The organism is Silicimonas lutimaris, assembly GCF_047314965.1.
GTDB lineage: Bacteria > Pseudomonadota > Alphaproteobacteria > Rhodobacterales > Rhodobacteraceae > JAVJUV01.
In genome coordinates this window covers 20608-47255 of record NZ_JBLBVK010000054.1, presented here as the reverse complement: position 1 = coordinate 47255, position 26648 = coordinate 20608, and the positions used below count along the sequence as shown (strand labels likewise).

The window sequence follows — 26648 nt, the reverse complement described above, 5'->3', positions numbered from 1 at the left end:
TCCCGCCGCTTCTGCGCCGCAGGCGCGGGAGGGCGTCGTCGAGGGGAGTCAGCTCGCGCGGGCGCCTGTGCCGAGCTGCGGAGCCTCGACCTCGATCGTGGAGTGGCCGATGCCGAAGCGTGCGGACAGTATTGCCTTCAACTCGCCGACAATCGCCGGCGCGCGCGGAAGGTCTTCCTCGGCCAGCGTGACGCGGGCTTCGCAGGAACTGCGCTTTTCGTCGATCTGCCAGAGGTGCAGATGGTGGACCTCGTGTATGTCCGGGTGGGCGAGAAAGGCACTTCGGATGTCTTCGCGGTCGGGCGCATCCGGTGCTCCGAGCATCAGAATGTGGATCGTAGGCCGCATCTCGGCCAGTGCGTGCCACAGGATGTAGGCCGAGATGCCCAGCGTCGCGAGCGGGTCCAGAAGCCGCCAGTCGTAGAGCAGGATCAGCGTGCCAACGAGAATGACGGCGACCGATCCAAGCGCATCGGCCAGGTTGTGCAGGAAGGCGGCGCGGATGTTCAGGCTGTCTTTCGACATGCGGTAGGTCAGGGCGGCGGTAGCCGCATCGACCACCAGCGCGACGGCGGCGATCCAGATCACGATCCAGCCATCGACCCCCGGCGGATCGGCCAGCCGCATGAGCCCCTCGATGGCCAGATAGAGCGCGATCATCACAAGCGCGGTCAGGTTGATCAGGGCGGCGATCAGTTCCGCCCGGTTCCATCCGAACGTCATCGTTCCATCCGCCTTGCGGCGCGAGATCCGGCGCGCGGCGAAAGCGAGGATGAGGGAGAGAGCGTCGGACAGGTTGTGGATCGCATCGGCGATCAACGCCAGGGAACCCGAGAGGAGACCGCCCACGATCTGAACCACGGTGAGGAGAATGTTGACTGCGACAGCCGCTGTAAGCTTCCCGTCGCCCGCCGCGTGGCCGTGTCCGTGGTGATGGCCATGGTCGTGGGGCATGAGTTCGCTAGTGGGCCTCGGCCCAGTTCGCCCCCTTGCCGGCGTCGACCGTCAACGGCACGTCCAGCTTGACGACTGGCAGCGCCGCTCCCTCCATCACGTCTTTTGCGATGCCGATCAGGTCATCCACAGCGCGGTCTTCGACTTCGAATAGAAGTTCGTCATGGACCTGCAGCAGCATCTTCGCCGGCAGCTTCGCTATGGCGTCGGGCATGCGGATCATGGCGCGCCGGATGATGTCGGCGGCCGTCCCCTGGATCGGAGCATTGATCGCCGCGCGCTTGGCGAAGCCGGCGGTCGGGCCCTTGGCGTTGATCTCGGGCGTGTTGATTTTCCGCCCGAACAGTGTCTGGACATAGCCGTGCTCTTTGGCGAAGGCCGTGGTGTCGTCCATATAGGCGCGGATGCCCGGGAAGCGTTCGAAATAGCGGTCGATGAAGCCCTGCGCCTCCTCGCGCGGAATACGCAGGTTGCGGGCCAGTCCAAAGCCCGAAATGCCGTAAATCACGCCAAAATTGATCGCCTTGGCCTGGCGCCTCACGTCGGGAGTCATCTGGTCGAGCGGCACGTTGAACATCTCTGATGCCGTCGCCGCGTGGATGTCCTGGCCTTCGCGGAATGCCTCTTTGAGGGCCGGGATGTCGGCGATATGGGCGAGGATGCGCAACTCGATCTGCGAATAGTCGAGGCTGACAAGGGTGTGGCCCGGGGTTGCGACGAAAGCCTCGCGGATGCGGCGGCCTTCTTCGGAGCGGACCGGAATGTTCTGAAGGTTCGGATCGGTCGAAGCGAGGCGGCCCGTGTTCGCGCCCGCGATCGAATAGGAGGTATGGACCCGGCCCGTGTCCTTGTTGATGTGGTCCTGAAGCGCGTCGGTATAAGTCGATTTGAGCTTCTGCAGCTGTCTCCAGTCGAGAATGCGCGCGGGCAGGTCGTGCTCGGTCGCCAGGTCTTCCAGCACGTCCGCAGGCGTGGAATACTTGCCGGTTTTCCCCTTCTTGCCGCCCGGCAGGCTCATCTTGTCGAACAGGATCTCTCCGACCTGTGCGGGGCTGCCGACGTTGAACTTCTCACCCGCCATCTCGTGGATTTCGTCTTCGAGCTGGGCCATTTTCTGGGCAAAGGCGTTCGACATTTTCGAAAGCACAGCCTTGTCGACCTTTATTCCCGCCATCTCCATCTCGGCCAGGACCGGAACGAGCGGCCGCTCGAGGGTTTCGTAGACGGTGGTGACGCGGGCGCGGTGCAGCTGCGGCTTGAAGGTGTGCCAGAGGCGGAGCGTGATGTCGGCATCTTCGGCGGCATATTTCACGGCCTCGTCCACGTCGACGCGATCGAAGGTGATCATGGACTTGCCGGAGCCGAGAAGGGATTTGATCTCGATGGGATGATGGCCGAGGTAGCGCTCCGACAGTGCGTCCATCCCGTGGCTGTGAAGGCCGGCGTTCATCGCGTAGCTCATCAGCATCGTGTCGTCGATTGGCGAGACTTCGATGCCGTAGCGGGCCAGGATCTTGGCGTCGTACTTCATGTTCTGACCGATCTTCAGGACGCTGTCGTCCTCCAGCAGCGGCTTCAACAGCGCCAGCGCGTCGGCGAGCGGGATCTGCTCCGCGACAAGGTCGTCGGACCCGAAAAGGTCGTCGGCGGCCCCGGTCTTGTGGGCGAGCGGGATATAGCAGGCACTCCCGGGATCGACCGACAGCGAGACACCGACGAGGTCGGCGGTCATCTCGTTGAGCCCTGTCGTTTCGGTATCGACAGCGACGTAGCCACGCGCGTGTGCCTTTTCGATCCAGCCTTCCAGCGCTGCCTTGTCTGTCACCTTTTCGTAGGCGGAGGTGTCGAAAGGCGCCGCTGCCGGGGCTTCGGTCTCCGCTGCCTCGGCCCCGCCTGGGTCGTTGTCGGTGATCGCCGGCGGCTCGACGCCGAGCGATTCGGCGATGCGCCGGGTGACGGTGCGGAATTCCATGCGCGCGAGGAACTCCAGCAGATCGTCGGCCACCGGGTCCTTCAGCTCCAGACTGTCGAGATCGTAGTCGAGCTCCATCTGGTGGTCGAGCGTGACCAGCGTTTTCGACAGCCGGATCTGGTCGGCGTTCTCGATGAGCGTTTCGCGCCGCTTGGGCTGCTTGATGTCTCCCGCACGTTCTAGAAGTGTCTCGAGGTCGCCATATTCGTTGATCAGGAGCGCGGCGGTCTTGATGCCGATCCCAGGCGCGCCGGGAATGTTGTCGACACTGTCGCCCGCCAGAGCCTGTACGTCGACGACGCGTTCGGGATAGACGCCGAACTTCTCGAGCACGCCCTCGCGGTCGATGCGCACGTTCTTCATGGCATCGTACATCTCGACGCCGCCGCCGACGAGCTGCATCAGGTCCTTGTCCGAGGAGATGATCGTCACGCGCCCACCCGCGTCGCGGGCCTTGTGCGCCAGCGTCGCGATGATGTCGTCGGCCTCGAATCCTTCCTGCTCGAGACAGGCGATGTTGAAGGCACGGGTTGCCTCGCGGGTCAGAGGGATCTGGGGTCGCAGATCCTCGGGCATCTCGTCACGGTTGGCCTTGTAGAGGTCGTAAAGGTCGTTGCGGAAGGTGTGCGAGCCCTTGTCGAACACCACGGCCACATGGGTAGGCGCGTCCGGTCCCTTGTTGTCCTCCACCATCTTCCAGAGCATGTTGACGAAACCCGAAACGGCGCCCACGGGCAGGCCGTCCGATTTCCGGGTCAGGGGCGGAAGCGCGTGATAGGCGCGGAAGATGAAGGCCGAACCATCGATCAGGCTGAGATGATGCCCTTTGCCGAATGCCATTTGTCTGCCTCCTCAATGCTTGCCCGCCGTCATGCCATGCCGGAGGCCGGATCACCAGAGAGGGGGCCAGCCCCCTCGGTGCGTTCCGCACCTCACCCCCGAAGTATTTGTGCCAAGAGGAAAAGGTTTTTAATCAAATTGTCTTTCTTCCTGGAAAAAATACGGCGAGGGGGTCCGGGGGAGCGGCGCTCCCCCGGTCCGCCGCTCATCGCCCCTTGAACAGGCTGCCGAGAATGCCGCGCACGATGCGGCGTCCTGTAGTGCCGGTCAGCTCTGTCACGACCATCTTTGTCAGCTTGTCGCCCACGCTGTCCGAACGCGACGAGCGCGACGTCGAACGGCCCACCCTGTCGGCCTCGTAGCGGCGCGCCTGTTTGAACTCGCGTTCCCGTGCCTCGGCTTCCGCTTCGGCGCGCTCCGCTTCCTCGGCTTCCTTCGCGGCGGCATCCGCGCGCGACATCAGCACCTCGTAGGCGCTCTGGCGGTCGATGGTCTTGTCATATTTCCCGGCGATCGGCGACGCGGACATGAAATCGCGCCGTTCCGTTTCGGTGATCGGGCCAAGCTGGGAGGAGGGCGGACGGATCAGCGTGCGCTCGACCACGCCGGGCGCGCCCTTGGCCTCGAGCATCGAAGTCACCGCCTCGCCGACGCCGACCTCGCGGATCGCCTGTTCCGTCGAGAAGCGCGGGTTGGTGCGATAGGTCTGGGCCGCCATCTTGAGGGCTTTCTGATCCTTGGGCGTGAAGGCCCGGAGCGCGTGCTGAACCCGGTTGCCAAGCTGGCCGAGGATGTCCTCGGGCACATCCGCGGGGTTCTGTGTCACGAAGTAGACGCCGACGCCTTTCGACCGGATCAGGCGCGCCACCTGTTCGACCTTGTCGATCAGCGCCTTGGGCGCGTCGTCGAACAGGAGATGCGCCTCGTCGAAGAAGAAGACGAGCTTCGGCTTGTCCGGGTCGCCCACTTCCGGCAGTTCCTCGAAGAGTTCTGACAGCAGCCAGAGGAGCGAGGTGGCATAGAGCCGGGGCGCTCCCATCAGCTTGTCGGCGGCGAGAATGTTGATGCGGCCGCGCCCGTCCACGTCGGTACGCATGATGTCCGAGAGTTCCAGTGCCGGTTCGCCGAAGAACTGAGTCGCGCCCTGATTCTCGAGAACGAGCAGCTGACGCTGGATGGCGCCCAGCGAGGCCGTCGAGATGTTGCCATAACGGATCGAGACCGCCTCGCGGTTCTCGCCCAGCCAGACCAGCATCGATTGCAGATCCTTCAGGTCGAGAAGCGGCAGGCCCTCTTCGTCGGCGACGCGGAACGCGATGTTCAGGATTCCTTCCTGCGCTTCGGACAGTTCCAGAAGCCGGGACAGAAGCAGGGGGCCCATCTCGCTGATCGTGGTTCGGATCGGGTGACCCTGTTCGCCGTAGAGGTCCCAGAACGTGACTGGAAAGGCATTGTAGGTATAGTCGTCGAAGCCGATCGTTGTGGCCCGCTTGGTGAAGGCGTCATGCAGTTTGAACTCGGGCGTGCCGGTCTTGGCGATTCCCGAAAGATCGCCCTTCACGTCGGACAGGAAGACGGGCACGCCCATCGCCGAAAACCCCTCGGCCATGATCTGCAGGGTGACCGTCTTGCCGGTTCCCGTTGCTCCGGCGACGAGGCCGTGGCGGTTCGCGTATTTGAGAATCAGCTCCTGCTTCACGCCATAGTCCGGCCCGCCGCCGCCGATGAAAATCGTCTCTGACACTGTTGAGGTCCCTGTCTTTTTTCCAAATTCGCTGCCGAGAATAGCCTGTTAACCTTTATGCGCCAGTATGAACCTGTCCGTTGCCGGGGATTCCTTTGGCAGCGGGTTATTTCCTCCCTGTTGACTGGCCGCGCCGTAAAGGCGCGGCTTTTTTGCTTGCTGACGGTAAGTGGCTGGTGAATTTCTGAAGGCTTGGCCCCAAGACTTGAAAAATGTGAATAAAAACCCTGTTGACGGCCCGAGGTTCTGCTCGTAGCCTCCCACCAAATTCAAAAGTCGGCCAGTCCGACAGGGAGTGCGAATTGGAGAAGGGCCCAGCTGCGGGCCCTTTTCTTTTCTGACCTCGCCGGTTTTCGGCGAAGCTCCGCGCCCCGCCTTTTATGCGCCCTGACAAGCGGTGGCAGGCATGTTAGATGCGACGCCAAACAGACCGGAAACAGTGAGGAAATCATGTTCGGCACTTTCAGGACCTGGGCAATCTGCCTTCTTCTGACTTTCCCTGCCGCGGTAGCGGCCCAGGATCAGACGACGACCGGAGAGCAGTCTTCCGCGGATGGCAATGACCCGGCGGCGGCCGCGGGCCTGTCGATGGGCGCTCCCGAGGGAGAGGCCGGCGAGCCGCAGATCGGTCAGACTTATGTCGCCGAGAAGCACGGCGACTGGCAGCTGCGCTGCGTGAAAAGTGACGGGGAAAAGGATCCCTGCCAGCTCTACCAGCTGCTTCTGGACGGCGAAGGCAACTCCGTAGCCGAGTTCTCGATCTTCAATCTGCCCGAGGGGCAGCAGGCCGTTGCGGGAGCCACCGTCGTGACCCCGCTGGAGACCTTGCTGACGGCCGAACTTCGGCTGCGGGTCGATGAAGGACAGGTGCGCCGCTATCCCTACAGCTTCTGCAGCCAGATCGGTTGTTTCGCCCGGATCGGCTTTACCCAGGTCGAAATCGACGCCTTCAAGGCGGGCGCAGCAGGTACGGTCGTCATCGTTCCGGCAGCGGCACCGAACGAGGTCGTTCAGCTGAAGGTTTCGCTTTCGGGTTTCACGGCTGGCTGGAATGCGCTGGTCGCTGCCAACGCGCAGTAATCAGGCCAATGTGATCCGGGTGAGAATCTGAAGCCGGATCACCGGGCCCACGATGGCGGAATAGCCACCGGCGCCGAAGCGGCGCCGGTCGATCTCTCCGGTGAGCAGGATCGATAGCTTGGAGCGGTCCCCTGCGTCGGTGCCCCGTTGGCGGTAGAGCACAGTGTCCAGCGTTATCTCTTCGGTAACGTCCCGGACGGTCAGCAGGCCATGTACCTTTGCGCGTTCGACCGTCCCTTCGACGCGTTCGGATCGGAAGCGGATGGTGGGAAACTGCGCCGTGTTCAGGACGCTTTCGCTTTTCATCGCTTCCGTCGCATAGAACGGGCCCGCGTCCGCGCCTGCGGCGTCGATTTCCGCGCTGACCCGGCTGTTCGGAGGGTTGTCCACGTCGAGCAGGATGTCGGCCGAGGCCACGGGCATCCGCCCGGTGAAGGGTTGACCGTTCATCTGGTAGGTGAAGGCGACGGTCGAGTTCGCCTGGTCCAGAAGATAGGGGCGCGCGGCCGCGCGCGCGGGGTGTGCGGCAAGACCGGCGGCCAACAAGGCGATGAATACACGACGTTCCATGGTTTGAGTTTATCATGTTCAGCCGGTGCTTGTACTCAGTTTCGCGTGTTCAGTTTGGGGCATTTGCCCCGGTTTCGTGAGGTCAGGTCGCACTATCCAGTCGCATGCCGTTCCTGCCGCCGGTCACCTGCCAGTGCTTCTCTGGCTCCATCCGGGCGCGGCGGCGCTCCAGCCGCCAGGCCTCGGCCCCGCCATCGCCATGGGACGGGGCCAGCCACCACCGGCTTTCCACCCCCGGCGCGCCGCCTTCGCCCGGTGTCAGGATCAGGCCCAGCGGCGCGGTGTTGCCTTCCGCAGTACCGGTCTCGGCCGCAAGGTGCAGGCGGCGGATGGCGGTCAGGCCCGGCGGGTCGGGAAGGTCGGCGACGACAAGGGGCACAAGGCCCGCGCGGAGCGCTTCCTCCATCGACCAGAGCAGGTCTTCGGGCCGTTTCGGCGTGACGAAAATGAACCGTGCCGGGTCGGCGATCTTCAGGAAACCATCGGGATTCAGCCGTCCCGGCATCCAGGAGGGCCGAATCCAGATCACGGGTCCCTGAAGTGCGCCCGCCACCTTCAGGGCCAGCCTCCGCCGGGCCGAGCCGCAGAACTCGTGCACGCGGGCCGGTTGCAGCGCGAGGTCGTCCAGGAACAGGATGGGCGGCGCCCCGTGCTTGCGGTGCGAATGGCGGTTCAGAAGGTGGGCGGCGGCATGATCGGGCATATGAACATCATATGATGTTCTTCTTTTGTTCTCAACAGGGCTTTTGCCTTGCCAATCCGCTCTCCGCCGCTAGGACTAAAGGTCCAGCCACAGGGAGCTTTCCATGAACCGAACAACGCTCGGCCGGACCGGCATCGAGGTCAGCGACTATTGCCTCGGCACGATGACATGGGGGAATCAGACTCCCGAGGCCGAAGCTCACTCCCAGATCGATGCCGCGCTCGATGCCGGGATCGACTTCATGGACACCGCCGAGATGTACCCGGTCGCGCCTGTTCGCAAGGAAACCATCGGCGGTACCGAGGAGGTGATCGGGAACTGGCTCGAAAAGACTGGTCGCCGTGCGGACGTGGTGATCGCGACCAAGCACACCGGCACCAGCGAGATGGTGCGCGACAATCGGCCCATCGGGGCCGACACGGTGCGCGACACGCTGGAGGGATCGCTGAGGCGCCTGAAAACCGACTATGTGGATGTCTACCAGTTCCACTGGCCCAACCGCGGCTCGTTCATGTTCCGGCAGAACTGGGTTTTCGATCCGCGCAAGCAACCGTCGGCCAACGAGATCCTGGACGAGTTCGCGGCGATCATGGAGGTTCTGGCCGAGCTGGTCAAAGAGGGCAAGATACGCGCCTTCGGTCTGTCGAACGACAGTGCGTGGGGCACGATGCAGTGGCTGGCCGCCGCCGAACGGGCAGGCGGGCCGCGCGTGGCGACAATGCAGAACGAGTATTCGCTGCTCTGTCGCCTCTACGACACCGACATGGCCGAGCTGGCACATCACGAGGACATCACGCTTCTGGCCTTCTCGCCGCTGGCAGCCGGCTTCCTGACCGGCAAGTATCAGAACGGGGCGATTCCTGAAGGCTCGCGCATGTCGATCAACGACACCATGGGTGGGCGCAAGTCGGCGCGCGTCTTCGAGGCGACGCAGGCCTATCTGGATATCGCCACAAGGCATGGCCTCGACCCTGTTCATCTGTCGCTGGCCTGGTGCGTTCAAAGACCGTTTCCGACGATCCCGATCTTCGGCGCAACGACCATGCCGCAGCTCCAGCGCATCCTCGGGGGATTGGACCTGACGCTCCCGGAGGAGGTGCTGGATGAGGTGTCAAAGGCACACCGCGCACATCCAATGCCATATTGAGGCGCTGATCAGTTGCCGGACGCATTTCGGCCCCCTAGGGTTTGCCTCGGAGGGCTGCCTGGGGAGGCATTGATGGACGCGATCCGTCGCGGTTTGACAGTTATCGGCTGTATTATCTTGCTTTCTGCATGCCAGGAAGACGGTCCGAAGTCGTCCGAGATCAATGAACCTGTCCCGAATCTCCTGAGTGCAGCGCAGACTGACTGCGAACGCAGCGGTGGACGTTGGGCGCTGACCCCCGGAAAGGCCGGCTATGCCTGTTTCCGCAATCTCTCGGATGCCGGCAAACTGTGCAGCGCAGAAACCGATTGCCAGGGGCTTTGCCTTGCCCGGTCGCGGACCTGCAGCCCGATCGAGCCGTTTTTCGGATGCCATGAAGTTCTGTCCAGCAGCGGGGTCCAGCAGACCCTGTGCATCGAATGAGAGCGCTTCTCGCAACCCTGGTGCTGCTGGCTCTGGCTGGCTGCGCCGCCTTTCCAAGCTACCGCGACCGTAGTGTGGACATGACGTCGATGGCGGTGTTCGATCCCGCCCGTTATGCGGGCGTCTGGTACGAGGTCGCCAGTTTTCCGGTGCCTTTCCAGGAGGGATGCACCGACACGCGCGCCACCTATGGTGCGCTTTCGCCGGGAGTGCTTTCGGTCCGCAATTTCTGCATCAGGGACGGGGCACCGACTTCGATCGAGGGAACGGCCGAAATTGTCGGGCCGGGACGGTTGAAGGTCAAGCTTGGGGGCATGCCGTTCGCGGCCGACTATTGGGTGCTTTGGGTCGATGAAGGCTATCGCACCGCGGTCGTGGGCGTGCCCAGTGGGCGGGCCGGGTGGATTTTGAACCGGGACCCGCAGATACCGGATGATCGGTATCGCGCGGCGCTGTCGGTACTTGATTTCAATGGATATGATTTGAGCCGTCTTCAAAGAACGGCACAGAGGGGGGCGAATGAGCAGTAAGGCGGCTATTTTGGGTCTTGGCGAAAGAGGACGCGCCTGGGCCGGGATGTTCCGCGATGCGGGATGGCGGGTTTCGGGTTTCGATCCTGATCCTTCCGCTATGGGCTTGCCAACGGGCAGCCGCGGCTGGCGTCGCGAGCAGACGATCTCATCGACGGTTGCCTATGCGGACTGGGTGATCTGCTGCGTGCCCGACCGTCTGGAACTGATGCAGAAGATCATCCAGCGCGCGCAGGCCGAAGCGGCGGATGCCGCTGTGATCGCAGTCACCTCGCGGCTGCACGATGTGGATGCGGTACAGGGCTGCGCGATCCGTCCCGCCCAGGTGGTGCTGATCACGCACGCGCCTGCCGGTGGGGTCGAACTGAACCTCACTTCCAGGAATCAGCCCGATCTGAAAGTCGCGGCGCTGGCGGTCTTGTCCGAGGTTTGCCCGGCCGACCTGCCGCCCGAGGGCAGCGCTTCGGGCGTGCTTCAGTCGCGAGAGTCGAAGAGCGCCTGAAGATGGTCGGGCCAGGCCCGTGCCGAGATGTAGGCCTCGCGCACCAGCCCGTCGAAATGTGCGGTCAGGGCCCGCACGCGCTCTTTCTCGCGGAAGGCGAGGTAATGCTGACCAAGGTAGAGAACTCCGACCAGGGGCCCGAATATCGTCAGGGGCGCTGACCAGACCCTGCGTGCGTCGTAGAGAAAGATCCGCAGCGACGGGTAAAGCTGCTTGTGAAGCGCGATGAGATGCGCGACCTGGCGGTCCCTTATCCCCGGATCGAGCCCCCGGTAATAGCCTGACCGGTTCACCAGCGACTCGACCTCGAAGAGCGGCATCGCGACTTCGAAATCCGAAAGCGACTGGCGCATCCAGTTCAGCCGGTCATGGCTGGCGCCGATGGCCTGATCCGTCGTGCGTCCGAGATGCGGTTCGTATTCCCAGTGCAGCATCTCCTCGGTCTTCAGCATGTCGGGAAGGGTGGCCGGGACATGCCGGATCTTGTAGCCCGCCGCTTCGGTATGCCAGGCGAGGATCTGTTCATCGACCGGCGCGCGTGGCGCTTCGGAGACGACCATCGAGGCCGCCAGGAGATCGGCGGCCCGTTCAGGGAGGTCGGTCAGGCCAAGAAGCCAGTCCGCGGAAACGCCGAGAGCGGCCGCGCATTCCGCGACGACCTGCGCGTTCGGCAGGCGCGCCGTGTCGAGGCCGAGAAGCTGCGAGACCGTCGAGCGATCCACGCCCACGGCGCGCGCAAGGGCAGAGCGTGTCACCTCGCGTTCCTGCATGACGGTTTGCAGGCGGTGACGAAAGAGAAGGGCGCGGTTTCGTTTGTCCATTCAGCAGATGTTTAAAAAATTCACGATTGATGGATTAATATTGATTACATACAGAATTCTCTATCTTTCTGGCAAGCGCCAAGATCGCCTCGTTCCGGAAAACAAGATCAGGCCGGGCAGGGACATCCACGGATGCGACATTCCTTCGAGTGGCCGACACTGGCCTTTCTTCTAATGACCTACGCGGTCTGGGCCGCGGCGACAGTCTGGCTGGCCACCGTCTCGATGCCTCTTGCCGTGGTTGTGGCGGCACTGGCCATCGCACAGCATTCCTCGCTGCAGCACGAGATGATGCATGGACATCCGTTCCGCGATCCCCGGCTGAACGCGGCGCTGGTCTTCCCTGCGCTGATTCTGGTCATCCCTTATCTCCGGTTTCGTGACACTCATCTGGCGCATCACCAGGACAGCCGGCTGACCGACCCGTACGACGACCCCGAGTCGAACTACCTGGACGCGGGCGCCTGGGAGAGGCTGCCGGCCTGGGGCCAGCGTCTTCTGAACCTGAACAACACGTTGGCCGGGCGCATGGTTCTTGGACCTGTGATCGGGACGCTTGTCTTCCTGATGTCCGAGGTTCGGACGGCCCAAAGCGACGCCCGCGTGCTGCGCGGCTGGCTTTGGCACGCGCCGATGGTGCTGCCGGTCATTGTCTGGGTCCTCTGGTCTCCGATGCCGTTCTGGGCCTATGCGCTGGCGGTTTATCTTGCACTCGCCCTGTTGCGAATCCGGACATTCCTGGAGCACCAGGCCCACGAACAGGCGCGTGCGAGATCGGTGATCATCGAGGACCGGGGACCGCTGGCTCTCTTGTTCCTGAACAACAACCTCCATGTCGTGCACCACATGCATCCGCGTGTGCCATGGTATCGGTTGCCCGCGCTGTACCGGGAAAACGCGGTGCGCTATCGCCGGGTAAACGAAGGCTATGTCTTCCGATCCTACGCTGAAGTCTTTCGTCGCTATTTCCTGAGCCAGAAGGACCCCGTGCCGCACCCGCTTTGGCGTCGTAGGCCGTAACTACATTCCCGGCTTGCATCCCTGCGGCTCCGCACGGCAGATGCGGGAATGGAATCCTGGGTTCTCTTCGCTATCGTTGCCGCCGCGGCGCAGACTGTCCGCTTCGCGCTTCAGAAAGTGCTGGCCGGTGGAAAGCTGAGCGCCGCCGGCGCCACTTGGGCCCGCTTCATGTACTCGGCGCCGTTGGTGGCGGGGTTGGCGTTTGCCTATGCGCGCACCACAGGGCAGAGCCTGCCGGCACCCACGGGCGCCTTCTGGGTCTACGCGCTTCTGGGTGGGGTCACGCAGATTCTGGCCACCATCTGCACCGTCTCGCTGTTCAGGATGCGAGCCTTCGCAGTGGGCATCACGTTCAAGAAAACCGAGGTCATGCTGACGGCCCTTGCAGGCCTGGTGATTCTGGGTGATCTGGTCAGTCTTTGGGGAGCCTGCGCCATCGCTGCCGGCTTTCTCGGGGTTCTTCTGCTCTCCGACCCGCCCGACGGCGGCAGCGTTCTGAACCGCGCCTCGGCGATCGGTCTGTTGTCTGGCGTCTTTTTCGCGCTTTCGGCTGTCTTCTATCGGGGAGCGACACTGGAGTTGCCGACCGAGGATCCCATCCTGACCGGAGGAGCCACTTTGGCCGTGGTGACATGTTGGCAGACCCTGGCGCTGGGCGCATGGCTGTGGGTTCGTGAGCCGGGACAGATCGGCGCTACGATGCGCGCGTGGCGGCAGGCGGCGCTGGTGGGAGTCTTTTCGCTGGTGGGAAGCTGGGGCTGGTTCGCCGCGTTTTCACTCGCGAACGCGGCCTATGTCTTCGCCGTTGGTCAGATCGAGCTGATCTTCTCACTTCTGGTCGGTTGGCTTTGGTTCCGCGAAACGATCACGCGCCGCGAGATCACCGGGATGGGAATCCTGACCGCCTCGATCCTGGGCGTCACCATCCTCGGATAGGGGACAGGTCCGGACAGTTTGAGACGAATGCCCCGTGCCCGCTGTACCCCCGTCCTCCCACCCCTAACTTACGATGCGGGGCGTTAATTTCCGGCAAAAAACTGGGTTCGGCGGAGGATTCCGGGCGCGCTGACAGTGAGCGGCCTCGTTTCATGAGCACGGTTCACTCTGAACCAACGGCGAAAGTCGTGCCTCAGAGCCAGATAACCGCGTTGTCGACAACGTCGTTTGTGACGAAGGGCACTCCCTTCGGAGCGCCCAGGCTGGGCAGATGCGCCTGCAACTCGCCCAGCACGATCCGAGTGATGAAGGGCAGGTTCAGGGCACGCACCTCCTCCAGCGGCACCCAGTGCAGGTGCGAGAGTTCGTCCTCGGCTCCCGAGAAATCATCCGGATCATCGGCAAGGGTCGAGGCATCAGCGAGGAAGAACCGGGCGTCGAAGCGGCGGGGGCGGCCGGGTGGTGTGACCGCCCGAAAGAAGAACCGAAGCGCCGAGGCGTCAGGCGCAAGCCCGTCCTCGGAAAAACCGCGCCATGCCTCGGGGGCTTTCCAGGACCCGGGGCGGCCAAGGCGCAGGCCGGTTTCTTCCCAGAGTTCGCGGATTGCGGCGGCGGCAAGCGCATCCGGCGAAGCGCCTGTGTTTCGCGCCGCGAGACGGCCGCGGCAGGGCTCGCTCAGCAGTTCCGGGAATTCGACGGCTGCATCCGCTGCGTCGACTGCGCCTCCGGGGAAGACGTACTTGTCGGGCATGAACGCGGCCGTATTGCCGCGCTGGCCCATCAGGACCGAAGGATTGCGATCGGCGTCGCGCACAAGGATCAGTGTTGCCGCGTCCCGGACAGGTACCGGCGCAGAGCCGGCGTCAGACCGTTGCAAAGCCATGCATCCGCTTGGCCCATTGCAGGCCCACTATGGCGCCCTTGAACCGCGGCAGAAGGTAAAGCGACAGCGCCACACAGCCAACCGTGAATGTCGATGCCAGCACCATCGGTTCCGGACGGAACGTGGTGAAGGCCCAGATGATCGCCGGGGCCATGATATGTCCGACGATCAGGATCGTCAGATAGGCCGGGCCGTCATCGGCCCGGTGATGTGCCCCCAGTTCCTGATCGCAGACCGGGCAGGTCTCGCGGACCTTGAGATAGGATTTCATCATCGGTCCCTGCCCACAGTTCGGGCAGCGCCGCTTCCAGCCGCGCCAAAGCGCCGGGCGCACAGGGCGCTCGGGATGATCTTCGGCATTGGCATCGGCAGCCATTGCGCCTTGCAGCGCCGGATCCGGGTCTTGATCGAACATGGTGTGCAACTCATTCATGCGGGCACTCTGACCAGAGTTAGTGCGAATGAATACGGGGCGGAATGTCCTTGCGTCGGGATGTCGCGGTGCCTTGGCCAAGGTCCGCTCGCGCACTCCTGGAACCCCGCGGTGCGGCACGGTTCGCTGGGAACCCCAAGGCTCAATCAATGCCAAATTTTGCATTTTTTCCGGAAGAGGGTAGTCTTCCTTATCGGTCAGGGAGGGGAGCCAATGAAAGTTGCGGTCGTGCAGCAGCCGCCTGTCTATCTGGACAAGGCGAAATCCATCGAACGTGCCGTGGAGCTGATTGGCGAGGCAGCAGGCGGAGGTTGCAGTCTTATCGTCTTTCCCGAGACCTGGCTGCCAGGCTATCCGACCTTCGTGTGGCGGCTACCGCCCGGAGCGGGAATGACCAAGACGGACGAACTCTTCGCCCTTGCGCAGGCGAACTCGGTCAATCTCGCAAAGGATGACCTTGCCCCAGTCAAAGAGGCGGCACGAGAGCATGGTGTCGTCATCGTTCTGGGCCACCAGGAACTTGACGGTACGGTGAGCGGCAGCACGCTTTACAACAGTGCCGCAATCATCGACGCGGATGGCACGCTGCTGAACAATCATCGGAAACTCATGCCGACCAATCCCGAGCGCATGGTGTGGGGCTTCGGCGACGGCTCGACCCTGAACGTCGTGGACACGGCGGTGGGCAGGATCGGGTCGCTCATCTGCTGGGAAAACTACATGCCGCTGGCCCGCGCCGCGCTCTACGCCCAGAACATCGACATCTATACCGCCCCGACCTGGGACAGCGGCCAGACCTGGCTGGCGACGATGCAGCATATCGCCCGCGAGGGCGGATGCTGGGTCATTGGCTGCGCCACCGCGATCGAAGCAGCGGATATTCCCGAGACTTTGCCCTACCGGGACGAGTTGTTCCCGAACGCGGACGAATGGATCAATGCCGGCGACGCCGTCGTCTACCGGCCGTTCGGGGGCGTGCAGGCAGGGCCGATGCACAGGGAAAAGGGCCTGCTGATCACGGATATCGACGTCGATGCGGCGCGCGCTTCGCGCCGCAAATTCGACGTCTGCGGGCATTATGCGCGTCCCGACGTCTTTCGTCTGAACGTGAACCGCAAGCCGCAGACCCCGGTGGTGTTCGAGGAGTAGACGCCGCCCGTTTTACGTGCGCACGCCGGAGAACTTCGTCTGCCACTCTTCCCGCTCTTCGTCGCTGATCTTGCGGAAGAGTACGTCCGGAACGCTGAATTCATGCCCCGCCGGCAGCGCGGACAGCGCAGCGGCCATGTCACCCGGCCATTCGGTGTCCAGCGTGTTCATCGAGGACAGCATCCGCGCCGCCGCATCCGGAATGAACGGGGCCGAGATCACCGCGTAGACTCGGATCAGATTGAGCGCGAGACGGATCTGCGCCGCCGCCCGGTCAGGGTCTTCCTTGAAGACAGACCACGGCGCGGCGGTCTGCAGGTATTCGTTCCCCGCGACCCAAAGCGCGCGCAGTTCGGCGGATGCCTTCCTGACCTCGATCGCTTCCATCTGGGCCTCATAGGCGGCCAGCCCTTCCGAGAGCCTCGCGATCAAGGCTTCTTCCTCGGGGCCCCATGCGCCACCGGACGGCAGTTCCTCGCCAAACTTCGAGCGGCAGAACTTGGTGACGCGGGAGACGAAATTGCCCAGCACATCCGCGAGGTCCTTGTTCACGGACGCCTGGAAGTTCTCCCAGGTGAACTCGCTGTCGGAGTTTTCTGGCGCGTGGCTCAGAAGCCACCAGCGCCAGTAGTCAGCGGGCAGGATCTCCAGTGCCTGGTCCATGAAGACGCCGCGGCCCTGGCTGGTCGAAAACTGGCCGCCGTCGTAGTTCAGGTAGTTGAAGGACTTTATGTAATCGACGAGCTTCCACGGCTCACCCGACCCGATTATGGTCGCGGGGAACGACAAAGTGTGGAAGGGCACGTTGTCCTTGCCCATGAACTGGACGTAGCGCACGTCTTCCGCGCCCTTGTCGGTACGCCACCAGCGCTCCCACTCGGCATCCGGCGCGCCACGCGCGTCGGACCACTCCTTGGCGCAGGCGATGTACTCGATGGGGGCGTCAAACCAGACATAGAAGACCTTGCCTTCCATACCGGGCCAGTCGTCCTCGCCCTTCTTCACCGGGATGCCCCAGTCGAGATCCCGCGTGATGCCCCGGTCCTGCAAGCCGTCGCCGTCGTTCAGCCATTTCCTGGCGATGGAGGTGGTCAGAACGGGCCAGTCGGTTTTCGAATCGATCCAGTCCGACAATTCGCCGCGCAATGACCGCTGTTTCAGGTAGAGGTGCTTGGTCTCGCGCACCTCGAGATCGGTCGAGCCCGAAATCGCGGAGCGCGGTTCGATCAGGTCGGTCGGGTCGAGCTGCTTGGTGCAGTTCTCGCACTGGTCGCCGCGCGCCTTGTCGTACCCGCAGTTGGGGCAAGTGCCCTCGATGTAGCGGTCGGGCAGAAACCGGCCGTCGGCATGGGAATAGACCTGCTTCTCGGTGACTTCCTCGATCAGCCCGTTCTCGGCCAGCTTGCCGGCCAGGTGCTGTGTCAGCGCGTGGTTCTGGGGGCTCGAGGAGCGCCCGAACTTGTCGAAGGAGAGGCGGAAGCCATCCGACAGCTCCTGCTGCACCTCGTGCATCTCGGCGCAGTATTCCGCGACCGGTTTCCCGGCCTTGGCCGCCGCCAGTTCCGCGGGCGTGCCATGCTCATCCGTGGCGCAAAGGAACAGAACCTCGTGGCCCCGCGCGCGCATGTAGCGTGCGTAAAGATCGGCGGGCAGCTGGCTGCCGACGAGATTGCCCAGGTGTTTGATCCCGTTGATGTAGGGGATCGCCGAGGTGATGAGAATGCGCGCCATGTTCGGGGTATCCTGTGTCTTCCGGCGCGTCTCTTACCCCGCCCGGCGCGTGGCGTCACCCCCTGCAATGGGGTGGTGCCCCGGCCGCCGCCAAAGCGGCGAACCCTGAAGGGGACGAGAGCAATTCAACTCGAATTGTTCTTCCTCTTGGCCGAAATACTTCGGGGGTCCGGGGGCAGAGCCCCCGGCCCGGGGATCAGGATTTTCCGGTCTTCCGGGTGTCCGGATGCAACGCGGTGGCCAGGATATGGTCTGTCTTGTGCAGCACATGGTCGGCGCGTCCGACGATTCTCGGATCCGGCGGAATGGCGATCGTAGGATCCTTGCCGGGATAATCCAGTGTCGACAGGAAATGCCGCATGCAATTCAGCCGTGCGCGCTTCTTGTCGTCGGACTTGATGATCGTCCAGGGGGCGTCGGCGGTGTCGGTATAGAACAGCATCGCCTCCTTTGCCTCGGTATAATCATCCCATTTGTCGAGGCTCGCCAGGTCGATCGGCGACAGCTTCCAGCGCTTCAGCGGGTCGGACTCGCGCGATTTGAACCGGTTGCGCTGTTCTCCGCGCGTCACGGAGAACCAGTACTTGTACATCCGGATTCCCGACCGCACGAGCATCCGTTCAAGCTCGGGGGTCTGCCGCATGAATTCCAGGTAGTCGGCGGGTTCGCAAAAGCCCATGACCCGCTCGACACCGGCGCGGTTGTACCAGGAGCGGTCATAAAAGACCATTTCGCCTTTCGTGGGCAACTCTCTGATATAACGCTGGAAATACCACTGACCCTGTTCTTCCTGCGTCGGTTTGTTCAGCGCGACGACACGGGCCTGACGGGGGTTCAGGTGTTCGGTGAACCGCTTGATGGTGCCGCCCTTGCCGGCGGCGTCGCGGCCTTCGAACAGCAGCACGAATTTCTGGCCGGTTTCCTGCGCCCAAAGCTGAACCTTCAGCAATTCCGCCTGAAGCTGGGCCTTTTCGTCTTCGTAGGTCTTGCGGTCGAGCCTATCCGGATAGGGATAGCTCTCGTTATCGAAAACCGGTGGCAGTTCCGTTTTCTCGGCCTTTGGTGTGGAAGCCTTGGCCTTGCCGGTGGGCGCCTTTTTAACTTCGGTGACCTGTCCGTCCATTCGCACGCTCCTGTGTGTCTCGCGTTGAATGGTATCGCATCTTGTATCACCGCACCTTGACGCCGATCAAAAACGCATGATCACAGGTTTTCGGGCTGGTTCATGCCCATCACGTGGTAGCCGCCATCGACGGGGATGTTCGCGCCCGTGGTCGAAATGCCCTGATCCGAGCAGAGATAGACCGCCGTTCCGCCGATTGCTTCGAGCGATGCGTTGGCGCGCAGGGGGGCGTTCATTTCGGTCGTCTTGAAGGTCTTCCGGGCTCCGCCGATCGCGGCGCCGGCGAGCGTGCGCATCGGGCCGGGGCTGATGGCGTTCACGCGGATGCCTTCCGGGCCCAGGTCGTTGGCTAGGTAGCGAACCGACGATTCCAACGCTGCCTTGGCAACGCCCATCACGTTGTAATAGGGCGTGACGCGCTGCGAGCCGAGGTAGGACAGGGTGACGATGGAACCGCCGTTTTTCATCAAGGGGCGCGCGCGGCGGGCCACGTCGATCAGCGAATAGCAGGAGATCGTCAGCGAGTTGCGGAAATTCTCGCGCGTGGTGTTGATGAAGCGGCCGGTCAGCTCGTTCTTGTCCGAGTACGCGATGGCGTGGATCAGGAAATCCATGGTGCCCCATGCCTCGCCCAAGTGCGCGAACGCAGCATCCAGAGAGGCGTCGTCAGTCACGTCCACGTCCACCATGATATTAGAGCCGAGGCTCTCCGCCAGCGGTTCAACCCGCTTGCCGAATGCCTCGCCCTGGTACGAGAACGCCAGTTCCGCGCCCTCGGCATGAAGTGCCTTTGCGATGCCCCATGCGATTGAGTGGTCATTCGCCACCCCCATCACCAGTCCGCGTTTTCCGTCCATCAGTCCCGGCATGGCGTCACCCGTGATACTTGCTCATGGCGACGGTGGCGTTGGTGCCTCCGAAGCCGAAGCTGTTGGAAAGGACCGTATCGAGCTCTTTTTCGGTGGTTTCGGTCACGATCTCCTCGGGCCGGATCGCCGGGTCCAGCGTCCGCACGTTGATCGAAGGCGCCATGAAGCCCTTTTCCATCATGATCAGCGAATAGATCGCCTCGTGGACACCGGCGGCACCCAGAGAATGTCCCGTCATCGACTTGGTGGAGGAAATTGGCGCGTGATCGTCGCCGAGAACCCGGCGCACCGCTTCGACCTCGGTTACGTCGCCCACCGGCGTCGATGTGCCGTGCGCGTTGATGTAGTCGACCTTGCGGTCTCCGAGCGTGCTGACGGCAAGACGCATCGACCGCTCGCCGCCCTCGCCCGAGGGCGCCACCATATCGTAGCCGTCCGAGGTTGCGCCGTAGCCCGTGACTTCGGCATAGATCTTGGCGCCGCGCGCCTTGGCGTGTTCCAGCTCCTCGAGCACCACCATTCCGCCGCCCCCGCCGATCACGAAACCGTCGCGGGTCGCATCGAAGGCGCGGGCCGCCTCGGTGGGCGTGTCGTTGTACTTGGACGACATCGCACCCATCGCGTCGAAGAGGCAGGACAGCGTCCAGTCGACCTCTTCGCCGCCGCCGGCGAAGACGATGTCTTGCTTGCCCATCTGGATCTGTTCGACGCCATTGCCCATGCAATGCAGCGTGGTCGAACAGGCCGAGGTGATCGAGTAGTTGATCCCCTTTATCTTGAACGGCGTCGCAAGACAGGCACTGACGGTCGAGGACATGCAGCGCGTCACCATGAAGGGACCCATGCGCTTTGGGCTGCCCTTTTCGATGACGGTGTTATGCGCCAGGAAGAAGTTCGAGGTCGACGGACCGCCCGAGCCTGCGACAAGGCCGGTCTTCTCGTTCGAGATGTCCTTTTCCTCCAGCCCGCTGTCGGCGATGGCCTGCTCCATCGCCAAAAAGGCATAGGCCGCGGTCGGTCCCATGAAGCGCAGCTGGCGCTTGTCGATATTGTCCTCCAGCACGATTTCCGGCACGCCGGCGATCTGGCTGCGGAACCCATGTTCGGCATACTCCGGCTGGAACTTGATGCCGGAACGACCGGCGCGCAGGCTGGCCTCGACTTCGGCGACGTTGTTGCCGATGGGACAGACGATTCCGATCCCGGTGATGACGACGCGACGCATGGGCACTCCTCTCCTTCGCTTCCTGCCTATCTAGGACAGGGCGGTGAGGCGGGGCAAGCAGATAGGCAAGGCAGAGCCAGAGCGCATGCCATCGATTATTGGTGGCCGCCCCATCCATGTGTCCGTTTCCGAACGTGCCGATCACGCAACCTTGAGGTCCTTCCGGCTGGTTTTCGAGGATTGGTCCCTCGGATTCCGGACTGATCGTGCTATCCTGACTGGAAATGTCTGAAAGGAGCCGCCTGTCATGATCCATCGTCTCGTTTCCCGCCGGACGTTCGTGATCGGAAGCGTCGCGATGGCTGGACTTCTGGGAAGCCGTGTTCCGGCCCGGGCCGCCGCCCTAAAGCCGACTTCGAGCATGCGCGGTGGGGCGAACAACTATCTGCCGGGCGCGCCCATCGTCGAGCGCATAGGCGGCGGCGGCTTCTGGATGAGCGGGACTGTTCGCCGCGCTGGCGACGGAGCACCCCTCGCCGGGCAGCGAATCCAGATCTGGGCGCACACTACCGAGGGGCACGAGCGCGATCCTCATAGCCATGGGGCGACGCTGACGGATGAGAATGGTGTGTTTCGGCTGGAAATGCCGCAGATCGTCCCCGCATTCGGGCAGGCGCATGGGCACCTCGCCTATGACAGCGGGGATTTCGAAACCGTATTCCTGCGGCCAGTGATGAGCAGCGCGAAGGACACCTCGCTGGAGGCGCATTTCGTCCTCCAACCGGCCTGAGGCCTCCGCTTGCGCCGCGCGGCCATTTGGCTGGGACTTCTGTGTGCCCTGATTGTGCCTCTGGTCCTTGCTGCCGGCAGCCCTTTACTGGCCTGGCGCCAGCCGATCTATATCGCTGCCGGTTTCGCTGGAATACTCGCCCTGCAAATGATGGTGCTGCAGCCGTTGCTTGCCGCGGGTCTGCTTCCTGGCGTCCCTCTCGACTTGGGGCGCCGCGTTCATCTTTGGGTTGGGAGTACACTGGTCGCCGCGATCGTGATCCACGTCGCGGCACTCTGGGTCACCAGCCCCCCCGATGTCGTGGACGCGCTTTTACTTGTCTCTCCAACGCCTTTTTCGGATTGGGGCGTGATGGCGATGTGGGCCGTTTTTGGGGCGGCGCTTTTGGCCCTGCTGCGACGCGCCTTGCGTCTTGGGCCTGTTGCATGGCGCGTCGGGCACACGTGCCTGGTGACCCTCGCTGTTCTGGGAAGCGTTCTTCACGCCATGCTGGTCGATGGCACGATGGAGACCCTGTCGAAGTTTGCGCTGTGCGTGCTCGCCGTCGCCGCGAATGCGGTCGCCGTTTCAAGGCGCCGCGCATGGTCGATGCTCAGGCGGCGCCGAATGTAGCGTTGTCGCGCCGCTGGCCTGCTCAGCTCTCGCTGAGTGCCACCTTCATGTCCTTGACCTGGTAGATCGTCTCGCCGTCAGCTTCCACCCGTCCGTCCGCGACGCCCATTGTCAGGCGACGGGTCTGGATCGCTTTGGTGAAGTCGACATAGTAGGTCAGCATCTTGCGGTCGGGCCGGACCATCCCGGTCAGCTTGACCTCTCCCACGCCGAGCGCATAGCCGCGTCCCGGCCAGCCGCGCCAGCCAAGGTTGAAACCGGTGAGCTGCCAGAGCCCGTCGAGACCCAGGCATCCGGGCATGATCGGGTTGCCCGGGAAATGGCATTCGAAAAACCAGAGGTCGGGGGTGATGTCGAACTCTGCGACCACATGGCCTTTGCCGTGTTCGCCGCCGTCGTCGCTGATGTCCGTGATACGGTCCATCATCAGCATGGGCGGCTCGGGAAGCTGTGCATTGCCGGGGCCGAACAGCTCTCCACGCGCGCATTTCAAAAGCGCGTCCCGATCGAAACTCTTTGGATAGTCAGCCATTTGCTCGCCCCTGCGTTATCGTTGCTTCTTTCGTTGATGGACACTTACCAAAGGCGCGGATTGTGGCGCAAGTGCAGTTCGGCATGGGACAATACGGCGCTGGCGGCCATTTCCAATTGAAACCGGGCGAAACCGCCCTTTATATTGCGATGAAACAAGTCAATCGTGGCGTATATGATCGATCAGACACATGCACGGGGCTCGGAATGGCTGAGCCAGGCAGGGCTTCGCCCGACGCGGCAGCGCGTTGCGCTGGCCGCTTTGCTGGTCGGCGATGGCAAGGATCGCCACGTGACGGCGGAGAGCCTGCATGCGGCCAGCCAGGCCTCGGGTGAGGCGGTGTCGCTTGCGACAGTGTACAACACGTTGCGCGCCTTCTGCGACGCGGGCTTGATGCAGGAAGTCATGGTCGACGGCTCGAAGAGCTACTTCGATACACGCACCGACGATCACCCGCACTTCTTCTGGGAAGACGAGGCGCGCCTGACCGATGCGCCTGCGGATCAGCTGGAAATCACCCGGCTGCCCGACGCGCCCGAGGGAGCTGAAATCTCCAAGGTCGATGTCGTGATCCGGTTGCGGAGACGCTGAGGCCGGGATCCGGCGGCAAATCCAGCAGTAGTGAACGTCAGAGTTCCTCCGCGGGATGCTCGTGGCCCCGCCAAACAGTTTGTCATACGTTTTGCCGACGCTGTGCCGACGCTGCGCCGACACGGGTTCCGCAGGTCAGATCGCCTCGATCAGTTCCGGGCCTGAAGCGCGGTTCGAGTTCACCCTCGGGTCTACGCGGTAAAACGCCAGCGCATCCTCGGGCGGGGCATGCATCAGGGTGGCGGCACCTTTTCCTTCTTCTCCCAGCCACTTGGCCCAATCGTTACGGGCCAGAACGACTGGCATCCGGTGATGGATCTTCGACATCGCCTTGTTGGCATCCGTCGTGACGATGGCGCAGGTGGTCAGCGGCTCCTCGCCCTTGTCCCAGACCTGCCAAACCCCTGCAAACGCGAGCATTTTTCCTTCAGCGGGATGGATATACCAAGGCAGCCGCTTGCCCTCTTCGTCCTTGGTCCATTCGTAAAAGCCGCTCGCCGGGATCAGGCATCGCCGCTCCCGGCATGCCGCTCGGAACGCGGGTTTTTCCGCGATTGTCTCGGCGCGTGCATTGATCAGAAGAGGGCCGTCCGCGGGCGTCTTGTACCAGTGGGGGATGAACCCCCAGCGCATCGGTCTCAGCCGCCGGTGCCCGTCGTCGCTTGTGACGGCATGTATTTGATTTGTCGGGCAGACATTGTAGTTCGGTATATGGGGAAGGTCGTTCGCCGGCACGGCGTCGAACAGGGCCGCCATGGCATCGTCGGGAAGCGTGATGGCAAATCGTCCGCACATGCGGCCATCCTAGCACCCGCCCGCACAACGAAAAAGGCCGCCCCGAGGGGCGGCCTTTCGCTTGATTTCGGTCGAAATCACTCTTCGTCTTCGGCGGCCTTCGAGGCAGCAGCTGCGCCCGAGTCCATTTCATCGAGCTCCGCAGCGCCGATTTCGTCAAAGAGCTCCGCGATCTCCAGATCAGCGGCTGCTTCTTCCTCGGCGGCTTGTTCGGCGATGTTGATGCCCTGCGCCTGAAGTTCGGCTTCCTCGGTCGAGCGTGCAACGTTCAGCTCGATCTCGGCATCGACTTCGGGGTGCAGCTGCACGATCACCGTATGCAGGCCCAGTTCCTTGATCGGAGCCGTCAGCACGACCTGCTTGCGGTCGATGGAGAAGCCGGCCTCGGTGGCTGCGTCGGCTGCGTCACGGGTGGTGACGGAACCGTAGAGCGAGCCGCCGTCGGACGCCTGGCGAATCACAACGAACTTCTGACCGTTCAGCCTGTCGGCCAGCGCCTCGGCCTCTTTCTTGCTCTCGAGGTTGCGGGCCTCGAGCTGAGCCTTGTCGGCCTGGAACGCGGCGATGTTGGCTTCGGAGGCCCAGAGAGCCTTCTTCTGTGGCAGAAGGAAGTTGCGCGCATAGCCGTCCTTGACGGTGACGACGTCACCCATCTGACCCAGCTTCGCGACGCGCTCGAGAAGGATTACTTGCATGTCACTCTTCTCCTTACTTCACGGCGTAGGGCAGAAGCGCGAGGAAACGCGCGCGCTTGATCGCACGGGCCAGTTCACGCTGCTTCTTCGCCGATACCGCGGTGATACGGCTGGGAACGATCTTACCACGCTCGGAGACGTAGCGCTGGAGCAGTTTCGCGTCCTTGTAATCGATCTTCGGTGCATTGTCGCCCGAGAAGGGGCAGACCTTGCGGCGGCGGAAAAACGGTTTTGCAGCCATGACTTAGTCCTCCCTACGGCGTTCGCGGCGGCCTTCACGGTCGTCGCTCTTGCGCATCTGTACCGAGGGGCCTTCCTCGTGCTCGTCAACCTTGATCGTCAACACGCGCATAACGTCGTCGTGCAGACGCATCAGGCGCTCCATCTCCTGAACGGCCAGCGCAGGCGCGTCGGTCTTCAGGAGGGCATAGTGGCCCTTGCGGTTCTTGTTGATCTTGTAGGCCATCGTCTTGACGCCCCAGTACTCACTTTCGACGACCTTGCCGCCGTTGTCCGCGAGGACGGTGCCGAAATGTTCGACGAGACCTTCTGCCTGCGCGTTGGACAGGTCCTGACGCGCAATCATCACATGCTCATACAGCGGCATGTTCTCTCCACTTCTATCAGGGCGCACTTCATAGGACGGTGTCACTCCGCCGCTCCCGTCCACGAGAGGCTGCGCCGGTCAATCGATCCTGCGGCGGACCGGTGGCTTATACACGGGTGGAAGAACAGTTCAACCCGTCTCATTCTTGCCGTTTTTCAATTTTATGGAGAGTGGAGACGAAGCAGATACTGAAAGCGATGAACGCGATCAGCCAAATAAACAAAGCAGAGGCCGAAGAGCCGGTCTTGGAACTGATCGAGATGCCCTGGGGCTTTCGGATCAGGCCAGCAGACATGGAAGCGAAGGCGTCCGATGCCATCATCGAATGGGGCCTGACGATACTTGGTATCGCCTTCCTGCTTGCCGCATTCGGTCAGTGGATACTCCCGGGCTCGCTGTATACGGGCGATGCGATCATGATCAAATTCGTGCTGACCTGCATACTGGGATTGGCAGGCGGCATTCTTCTGTCCGTATCTGCTCGCGGGTTCCGTCCTGAAGTGCAGGTCGATCGCGTGCGCCACGAAATCCGCTTCGTGTCTCGTAATCCGCGGGGCAGGGGGCAGGTCTTGGCGAGCGTCGATCTCGACCAAATCATAGGAGTTGGGATCACGCGTTCGCTGTCGGGCAAGGACTGTCATTGCCTGATCTACCTGATCGATGGCGAAAAGCCGCTTCGGATCGCGACAGGCGTCGAGTCCGAGATCAGGCGGGTTCGCAAGAAGATGGACGATTTCGTCAAACCGGCCTCGGAGAGGCTGGCGGCAAAGATGGCGGCTTCGGCCGCCTGAAAGCGCCCAAAAGCGTCAGCGTATGTCGCTCAGGCTACATGATTTGCCGCCATGGGGCACTCCTGCTACTGTCCACTCCATAGGCTGACCCGTGAAGGGTCATATTTGGCAGGCGGACGAAGCCCTATAAAAATAACAAGTTAAGGCCAACCAGCGTCTCCGCCTGCAGCAAAATCCATGCTGGTGTCAGGAGGGAAGCGATGTTTTCACGAATAATGGTGCCCGTAGACCTGTCGCATGTTCCGCGGCTGCACAAGGCGCTGGAGGTTGCCGGCCGCTATGCGAGCGCTTTCGACGTTCCAGTGACCTATGTCGGCGTCACGGCGGCGACGCCGGGTACGCAGGGCCACAATCCCAAAGAATTCGAAAGCCGGCTTCAGGCGTTTGGCGCGGAGCAGGCGGAAGCGCATGGGATTCAGGCCGATGTGCACATGGCCGTGAGTCATGATCCGACGGTGGATGTCGATGACGCGCTGATGAAGGCGGTGTCGGACACGGGTTCCGATCTGGTGATCATGGCATCCCACGTCCCGGGACTGGCTGACTATGTCTGGCCGTCCAATGGCGGAAAGCTGGCCGCGCATTCCAGCGCCTCAGTTTTCGTCGTGCGTGACTGAGACCGGCGCGCCGGACAATTGCA

Annotated in this window: 30 protein-coding genes; 13 read left to right on the top strand and 17 right to left on the bottom strand. The window is 62.8% G+C overall.

Translation table 11 applies throughout. The features are described 5' to 3' along the window. Positions 1-48 precede the first annotated feature (48 nt). The 3 genes from ACKLNI_RS15030 to ACKLNI_RS15020 all read right to left on the bottom strand — a co-directional run bounded on the left by ACKLNI_RS15030 (position 49) and on the right by ACKLNI_RS15020 (position 5510). Complete coding sequence (locus ACKLNI_RS15030; RefSeq protein WP_413719901.1) at positions 49-954, bottom strand: cation diffusion facilitator family transporter; 906 nt, start codon at positions 952-954, stop codon at positions 49-51. A 7-nt stretch (positions 955-961) separates the two neighbouring features. After that, entirely contained in the window at positions 962-3766 is a 2805-nt protein-coding gene (polA, locus tag ACKLNI_RS15025) for a DNA polymerase I (protein ID WP_413719900.1), read from the bottom strand. A gap of 205 nt (positions 3767-3971) precedes the next feature. Beyond that, positions 3972-5510, bottom strand: coding sequence for a helicase HerA-like domain-containing protein (locus ACKLNI_RS15020; RefSeq protein ID WP_413719899.1), 1539 nt, complete (start codon positions 5508-5510; stop codon positions 3972-3974). 450 nt (positions 5511-5960) lie between these two features. On the opposite strand from ACKLNI_RS15020, the gene ACKLNI_RS15015 reads away from it, so the two are divergent. Further along, the gene (locus ACKLNI_RS15015; protein ID WP_413719898.1) at positions 5961-6590 is read left to right on the top strand and encodes an invasion associated locus B family protein; all 630 of its coding nucleotides are present in this window, start codon (positions 5961-5963) and stop codon (positions 6588-6590) included. On the opposite strand, the gene ACKLNI_RS15010 is transcribed toward ACKLNI_RS15015, so the two are convergent. Together ACKLNI_RS15010 and ACKLNI_RS15005 are read right to left on the bottom strand one after the other, a co-directional pair. Next, on the bottom strand, positions 6591-7160 hold the full coding sequence (locus ACKLNI_RS15010) for a YceI family protein (protein ID WP_413719897.1): 570 nt from the start codon (positions 7158-7160) through the stop codon (positions 6591-6593). It abuts the gene before it with no gap. Positions 7161-7242: 82 nt separating this feature from the next. Beyond that, positions 7243-7863, bottom strand: coding sequence for an ImuA family protein (locus ACKLNI_RS15005; protein WP_413719896.1), 621 nt, complete (start codon positions 7861-7863; stop codon positions 7243-7245). Positions 7864-7966: 103 nt separating this feature from the next. Between ACKLNI_RS15005 and ACKLNI_RS15000 the strand changes: the two genes are divergently transcribed. From ACKLNI_RS15000 to ACKLNI_RS14985, 4 genes are all read left to right on the top strand, one after another. Then, the gene (locus tag ACKLNI_RS15000) at positions 7967-9010 is read left to right on the top strand and encodes an aldo/keto reductase (RefSeq protein ID WP_413719895.1); all 1044 of its coding nucleotides are present in this window, start codon (positions 7967-7969) and stop codon (positions 9008-9010) included. Between the two features lie 69 nt (positions 9011-9079). Beyond that, positions 9080-9433: a hypothetical protein gene (locus ACKLNI_RS14995; protein ID WP_413719894.1), complete on the top strand. Its 354-nt coding sequence runs from the start codon at positions 9080-9082 to the stop codon at positions 9431-9433. Next, on the top strand, positions 9430-9963 hold the full coding sequence (locus ACKLNI_RS14990) for a lipocalin family protein (protein WP_413719893.1): 534 nt from the start codon (positions 9430-9432) through the stop codon (positions 9961-9963). Before ACKLNI_RS14995 ends, ACKLNI_RS14990 begins: the two co-directional genes overlap by 4 nt. Beyond that, positions 9953-10465, top strand: a complete 513-nt coding sequence (locus ACKLNI_RS14985) for a hypothetical protein (RefSeq protein WP_413719892.1) — start codon at positions 9953-9955, stop codon at positions 10463-10465. Before ACKLNI_RS14990 ends, ACKLNI_RS14985 begins: the two co-directional genes overlap by 11 nt. Here ACKLNI_RS14985 and ACKLNI_RS14980 read toward each other — a convergent pair. Beyond that, a complete protein-coding gene (locus ACKLNI_RS14980) occupies positions 10438-11286 on the bottom strand; it encodes a helix-turn-helix domain-containing protein (RefSeq protein WP_413719891.1) in 849 nt (282 codons plus the stop codon). The genes ACKLNI_RS14985 and ACKLNI_RS14980 overlap by 28 nt on opposite strands. Positions 11287-11418: 132 nt before the next feature. On the opposite strand from ACKLNI_RS14980, the gene ACKLNI_RS14975 reads away from it, so the two are divergent. Together ACKLNI_RS14975 and ACKLNI_RS14970 are read left to right on the top strand one after the other, a co-directional pair. After that, positions 11419-12306 (top strand): fatty acid desaturase, encoded by an 888-nt coding sequence (locus ACKLNI_RS14975; RefSeq protein ID WP_413719890.1) that lies wholly within the window; start codon positions 11419-11421, stop codon positions 12304-12306. Positions 12307-12354: 48 nt separating this feature from the next. After that, positions 12355-13242, top strand: a complete 888-nt coding sequence (locus tag ACKLNI_RS14970) for a DMT family transporter (protein ID WP_413719889.1) — start codon at positions 12355-12357, stop codon at positions 13240-13242. Between the two features lie 193 nt (positions 13243-13435). Here ACKLNI_RS14970 and ACKLNI_RS14965 read toward each other — a convergent pair whose 3' ends face one another. After that, positions 13436-14125 carry an NUDIX domain-containing protein gene (locus ACKLNI_RS14965; RefSeq protein ID WP_413719888.1) on the bottom strand — a complete coding sequence of 230 codons (690 nt, stop codon included), beginning with the start codon at positions 14123-14125 and terminating at the stop codon, positions 13436-13438. Next, complete coding sequence (locus ACKLNI_RS14960; protein ID WP_413720066.1) at positions 14106-14501, bottom strand: DUF983 domain-containing protein; 396 nt, start codon at positions 14499-14501, stop codon at positions 14106-14108. The genes ACKLNI_RS14965 and ACKLNI_RS14960 overlap by 20 nt, the downstream gene beginning before the upstream one ends. Positions 14502-14771: 270 nt before the next feature. Here ACKLNI_RS14960 and ACKLNI_RS14955 point away from each other — a divergent pair, with 270 nt between their 5' ends. Then, on the top strand, positions 14772-15707 hold the full coding sequence (locus tag ACKLNI_RS14955) for a carbon-nitrogen hydrolase family protein (RefSeq protein WP_413719887.1): 936 nt from the start codon (positions 14772-14774) through the stop codon (positions 15705-15707). A 12-nt stretch (positions 15708-15719) separates the two neighbouring features. Here ACKLNI_RS14955 and metG read toward each other — a convergent pair whose 3' ends face one another. The 4 genes from metG to fabB form a co-directional block, all read right to left on the bottom strand. Next, positions 15720-17438 (bottom strand): methionine--tRNA ligase, encoded by a 1719-nt coding sequence (gene metG / locus ACKLNI_RS14950; RefSeq protein WP_413719886.1) that lies wholly within the window; start codon positions 17436-17438, stop codon positions 15720-15722. A 196-nt stretch (positions 17439-17634) separates the two neighbouring features. Continuing rightward, positions 17635-18561 carry a polyphosphate kinase 2 gene (ppk2, locus tag ACKLNI_RS14945; protein WP_413719885.1) on the bottom strand — a complete coding sequence of 309 codons (927 nt, stop codon included), beginning with the start codon at positions 18559-18561 and terminating at the stop codon, positions 17635-17637. A gap of 80 nt (positions 18562-18641) precedes the next feature. Then, positions 18642-19430 (bottom strand): enoyl-ACP reductase FabI, encoded by a 789-nt coding sequence (locus ACKLNI_RS14940; RefSeq protein ID WP_413719884.1) that lies wholly within the window; start codon positions 19428-19430, stop codon positions 18642-18644. Positions 19431-19434: 4 nt separating this feature from the next. Beyond that, complete coding sequence (gene fabB / locus ACKLNI_RS14935; RefSeq protein WP_413719883.1) at positions 19435-20655, bottom strand: beta-ketoacyl-ACP synthase I; 1221 nt, start codon at positions 20653-20655, stop codon at positions 19435-19437. Positions 20656-20902: 247 nt separating this feature from the next. On the opposite strand from fabB, the gene ACKLNI_RS14930 reads away from it, so the two are divergent. Continuing rightward, on the top strand, positions 20903-21385 hold the full coding sequence (locus tag ACKLNI_RS14930) for a peptidase associated/transthyretin-like domain-containing protein (protein ID WP_413719882.1): 483 nt from the start codon (positions 20903-20905) through the stop codon (positions 21383-21385). A gap of 9 nt (positions 21386-21394) precedes the next feature. Then, positions 21395-21997, top strand: a complete 603-nt coding sequence (locus ACKLNI_RS14925; protein WP_413719881.1) for a ferric reductase-like transmembrane domain-containing protein — start codon at positions 21395-21397, stop codon at positions 21995-21997. 22 nt (positions 21998-22019) lie between these two features. On the opposite strand, the gene fabA is transcribed toward ACKLNI_RS14925, so the two are convergent. Next, positions 22020-22529, bottom strand: a complete 510-nt coding sequence (gene fabA / locus ACKLNI_RS14920) for a bifunctional 3-hydroxydecanoyl-ACP dehydratase/trans-2-decenoyl-ACP isomerase (RefSeq protein ID WP_413719880.1) — start codon at positions 22527-22529, stop codon at positions 22020-22022. A 174-nt stretch (positions 22530-22703) separates the two neighbouring features. On the opposite strand from fabA, the gene irrA reads away from it, so the two are divergent. Continuing rightward, complete coding sequence (irrA, locus tag ACKLNI_RS14915; RefSeq protein WP_413719879.1) at positions 22704-23120, top strand: iron response transcriptional regulator IrrA; 417 nt, start codon at positions 22704-22706, stop codon at positions 23118-23120. A gap of 135 nt (positions 23121-23255) precedes the next feature. Here irrA and ACKLNI_RS14910 read toward each other — a convergent pair whose 3' ends face one another. The 4 genes from ACKLNI_RS14910 to rpsF all read right to left on the bottom strand — a co-directional run bounded on the left by ACKLNI_RS14910 (position 23256) and on the right by rpsF (position 25217). Then, a complete protein-coding gene (locus ACKLNI_RS14910) occupies positions 23256-23915 on the bottom strand; it encodes an SOS response-associated peptidase (protein ID WP_413719878.1) in 660 nt (219 codons plus the stop codon). Positions 23916-23992: 77 nt separating this feature from the next. Next, on the bottom strand, positions 23993-24610 hold the full coding sequence (gene rplI, locus ACKLNI_RS14905) for a 50S ribosomal protein L9 (protein ID WP_413719877.1): 618 nt from the start codon (positions 24608-24610) through the stop codon (positions 23993-23995). A gap of 13 nt (positions 24611-24623) precedes the next feature. After that, complete coding sequence (gene rpsR / locus ACKLNI_RS14900; protein ID WP_413719876.1) at positions 24624-24851, bottom strand: 30S ribosomal protein S18; 228 nt, start codon at positions 24849-24851, stop codon at positions 24624-24626. 3 nt (positions 24852-24854) lie between these two features. Next, positions 24855-25217 carry a 30S ribosomal protein S6 gene (rpsF, locus tag ACKLNI_RS14895; RefSeq protein ID WP_413719875.1) on the bottom strand — a complete coding sequence of 121 codons (363 nt, stop codon included), beginning with the start codon at positions 25215-25217 and terminating at the stop codon, positions 24855-24857. A 170-nt stretch (positions 25218-25387) separates the two neighbouring features. Between rpsF and ACKLNI_RS14890 the strand changes: the two genes are divergently transcribed. Next, on the top strand, positions 25388-26008 hold the full coding sequence (locus ACKLNI_RS14890; protein ID WP_413719874.1) for a hypothetical protein: 621 nt from the start codon (positions 25388-25390) through the stop codon (positions 26006-26008). A gap of 200 nt (positions 26009-26208) precedes the next feature. Further along, on the top strand, positions 26209-26625 hold the full coding sequence (locus tag ACKLNI_RS14885) for a universal stress protein (protein ID WP_413719873.1): 417 nt from the start codon (positions 26209-26211) through the stop codon (positions 26623-26625). The last annotated feature ends 23 nt before the right edge of the window (positions 26626-26648 follow it).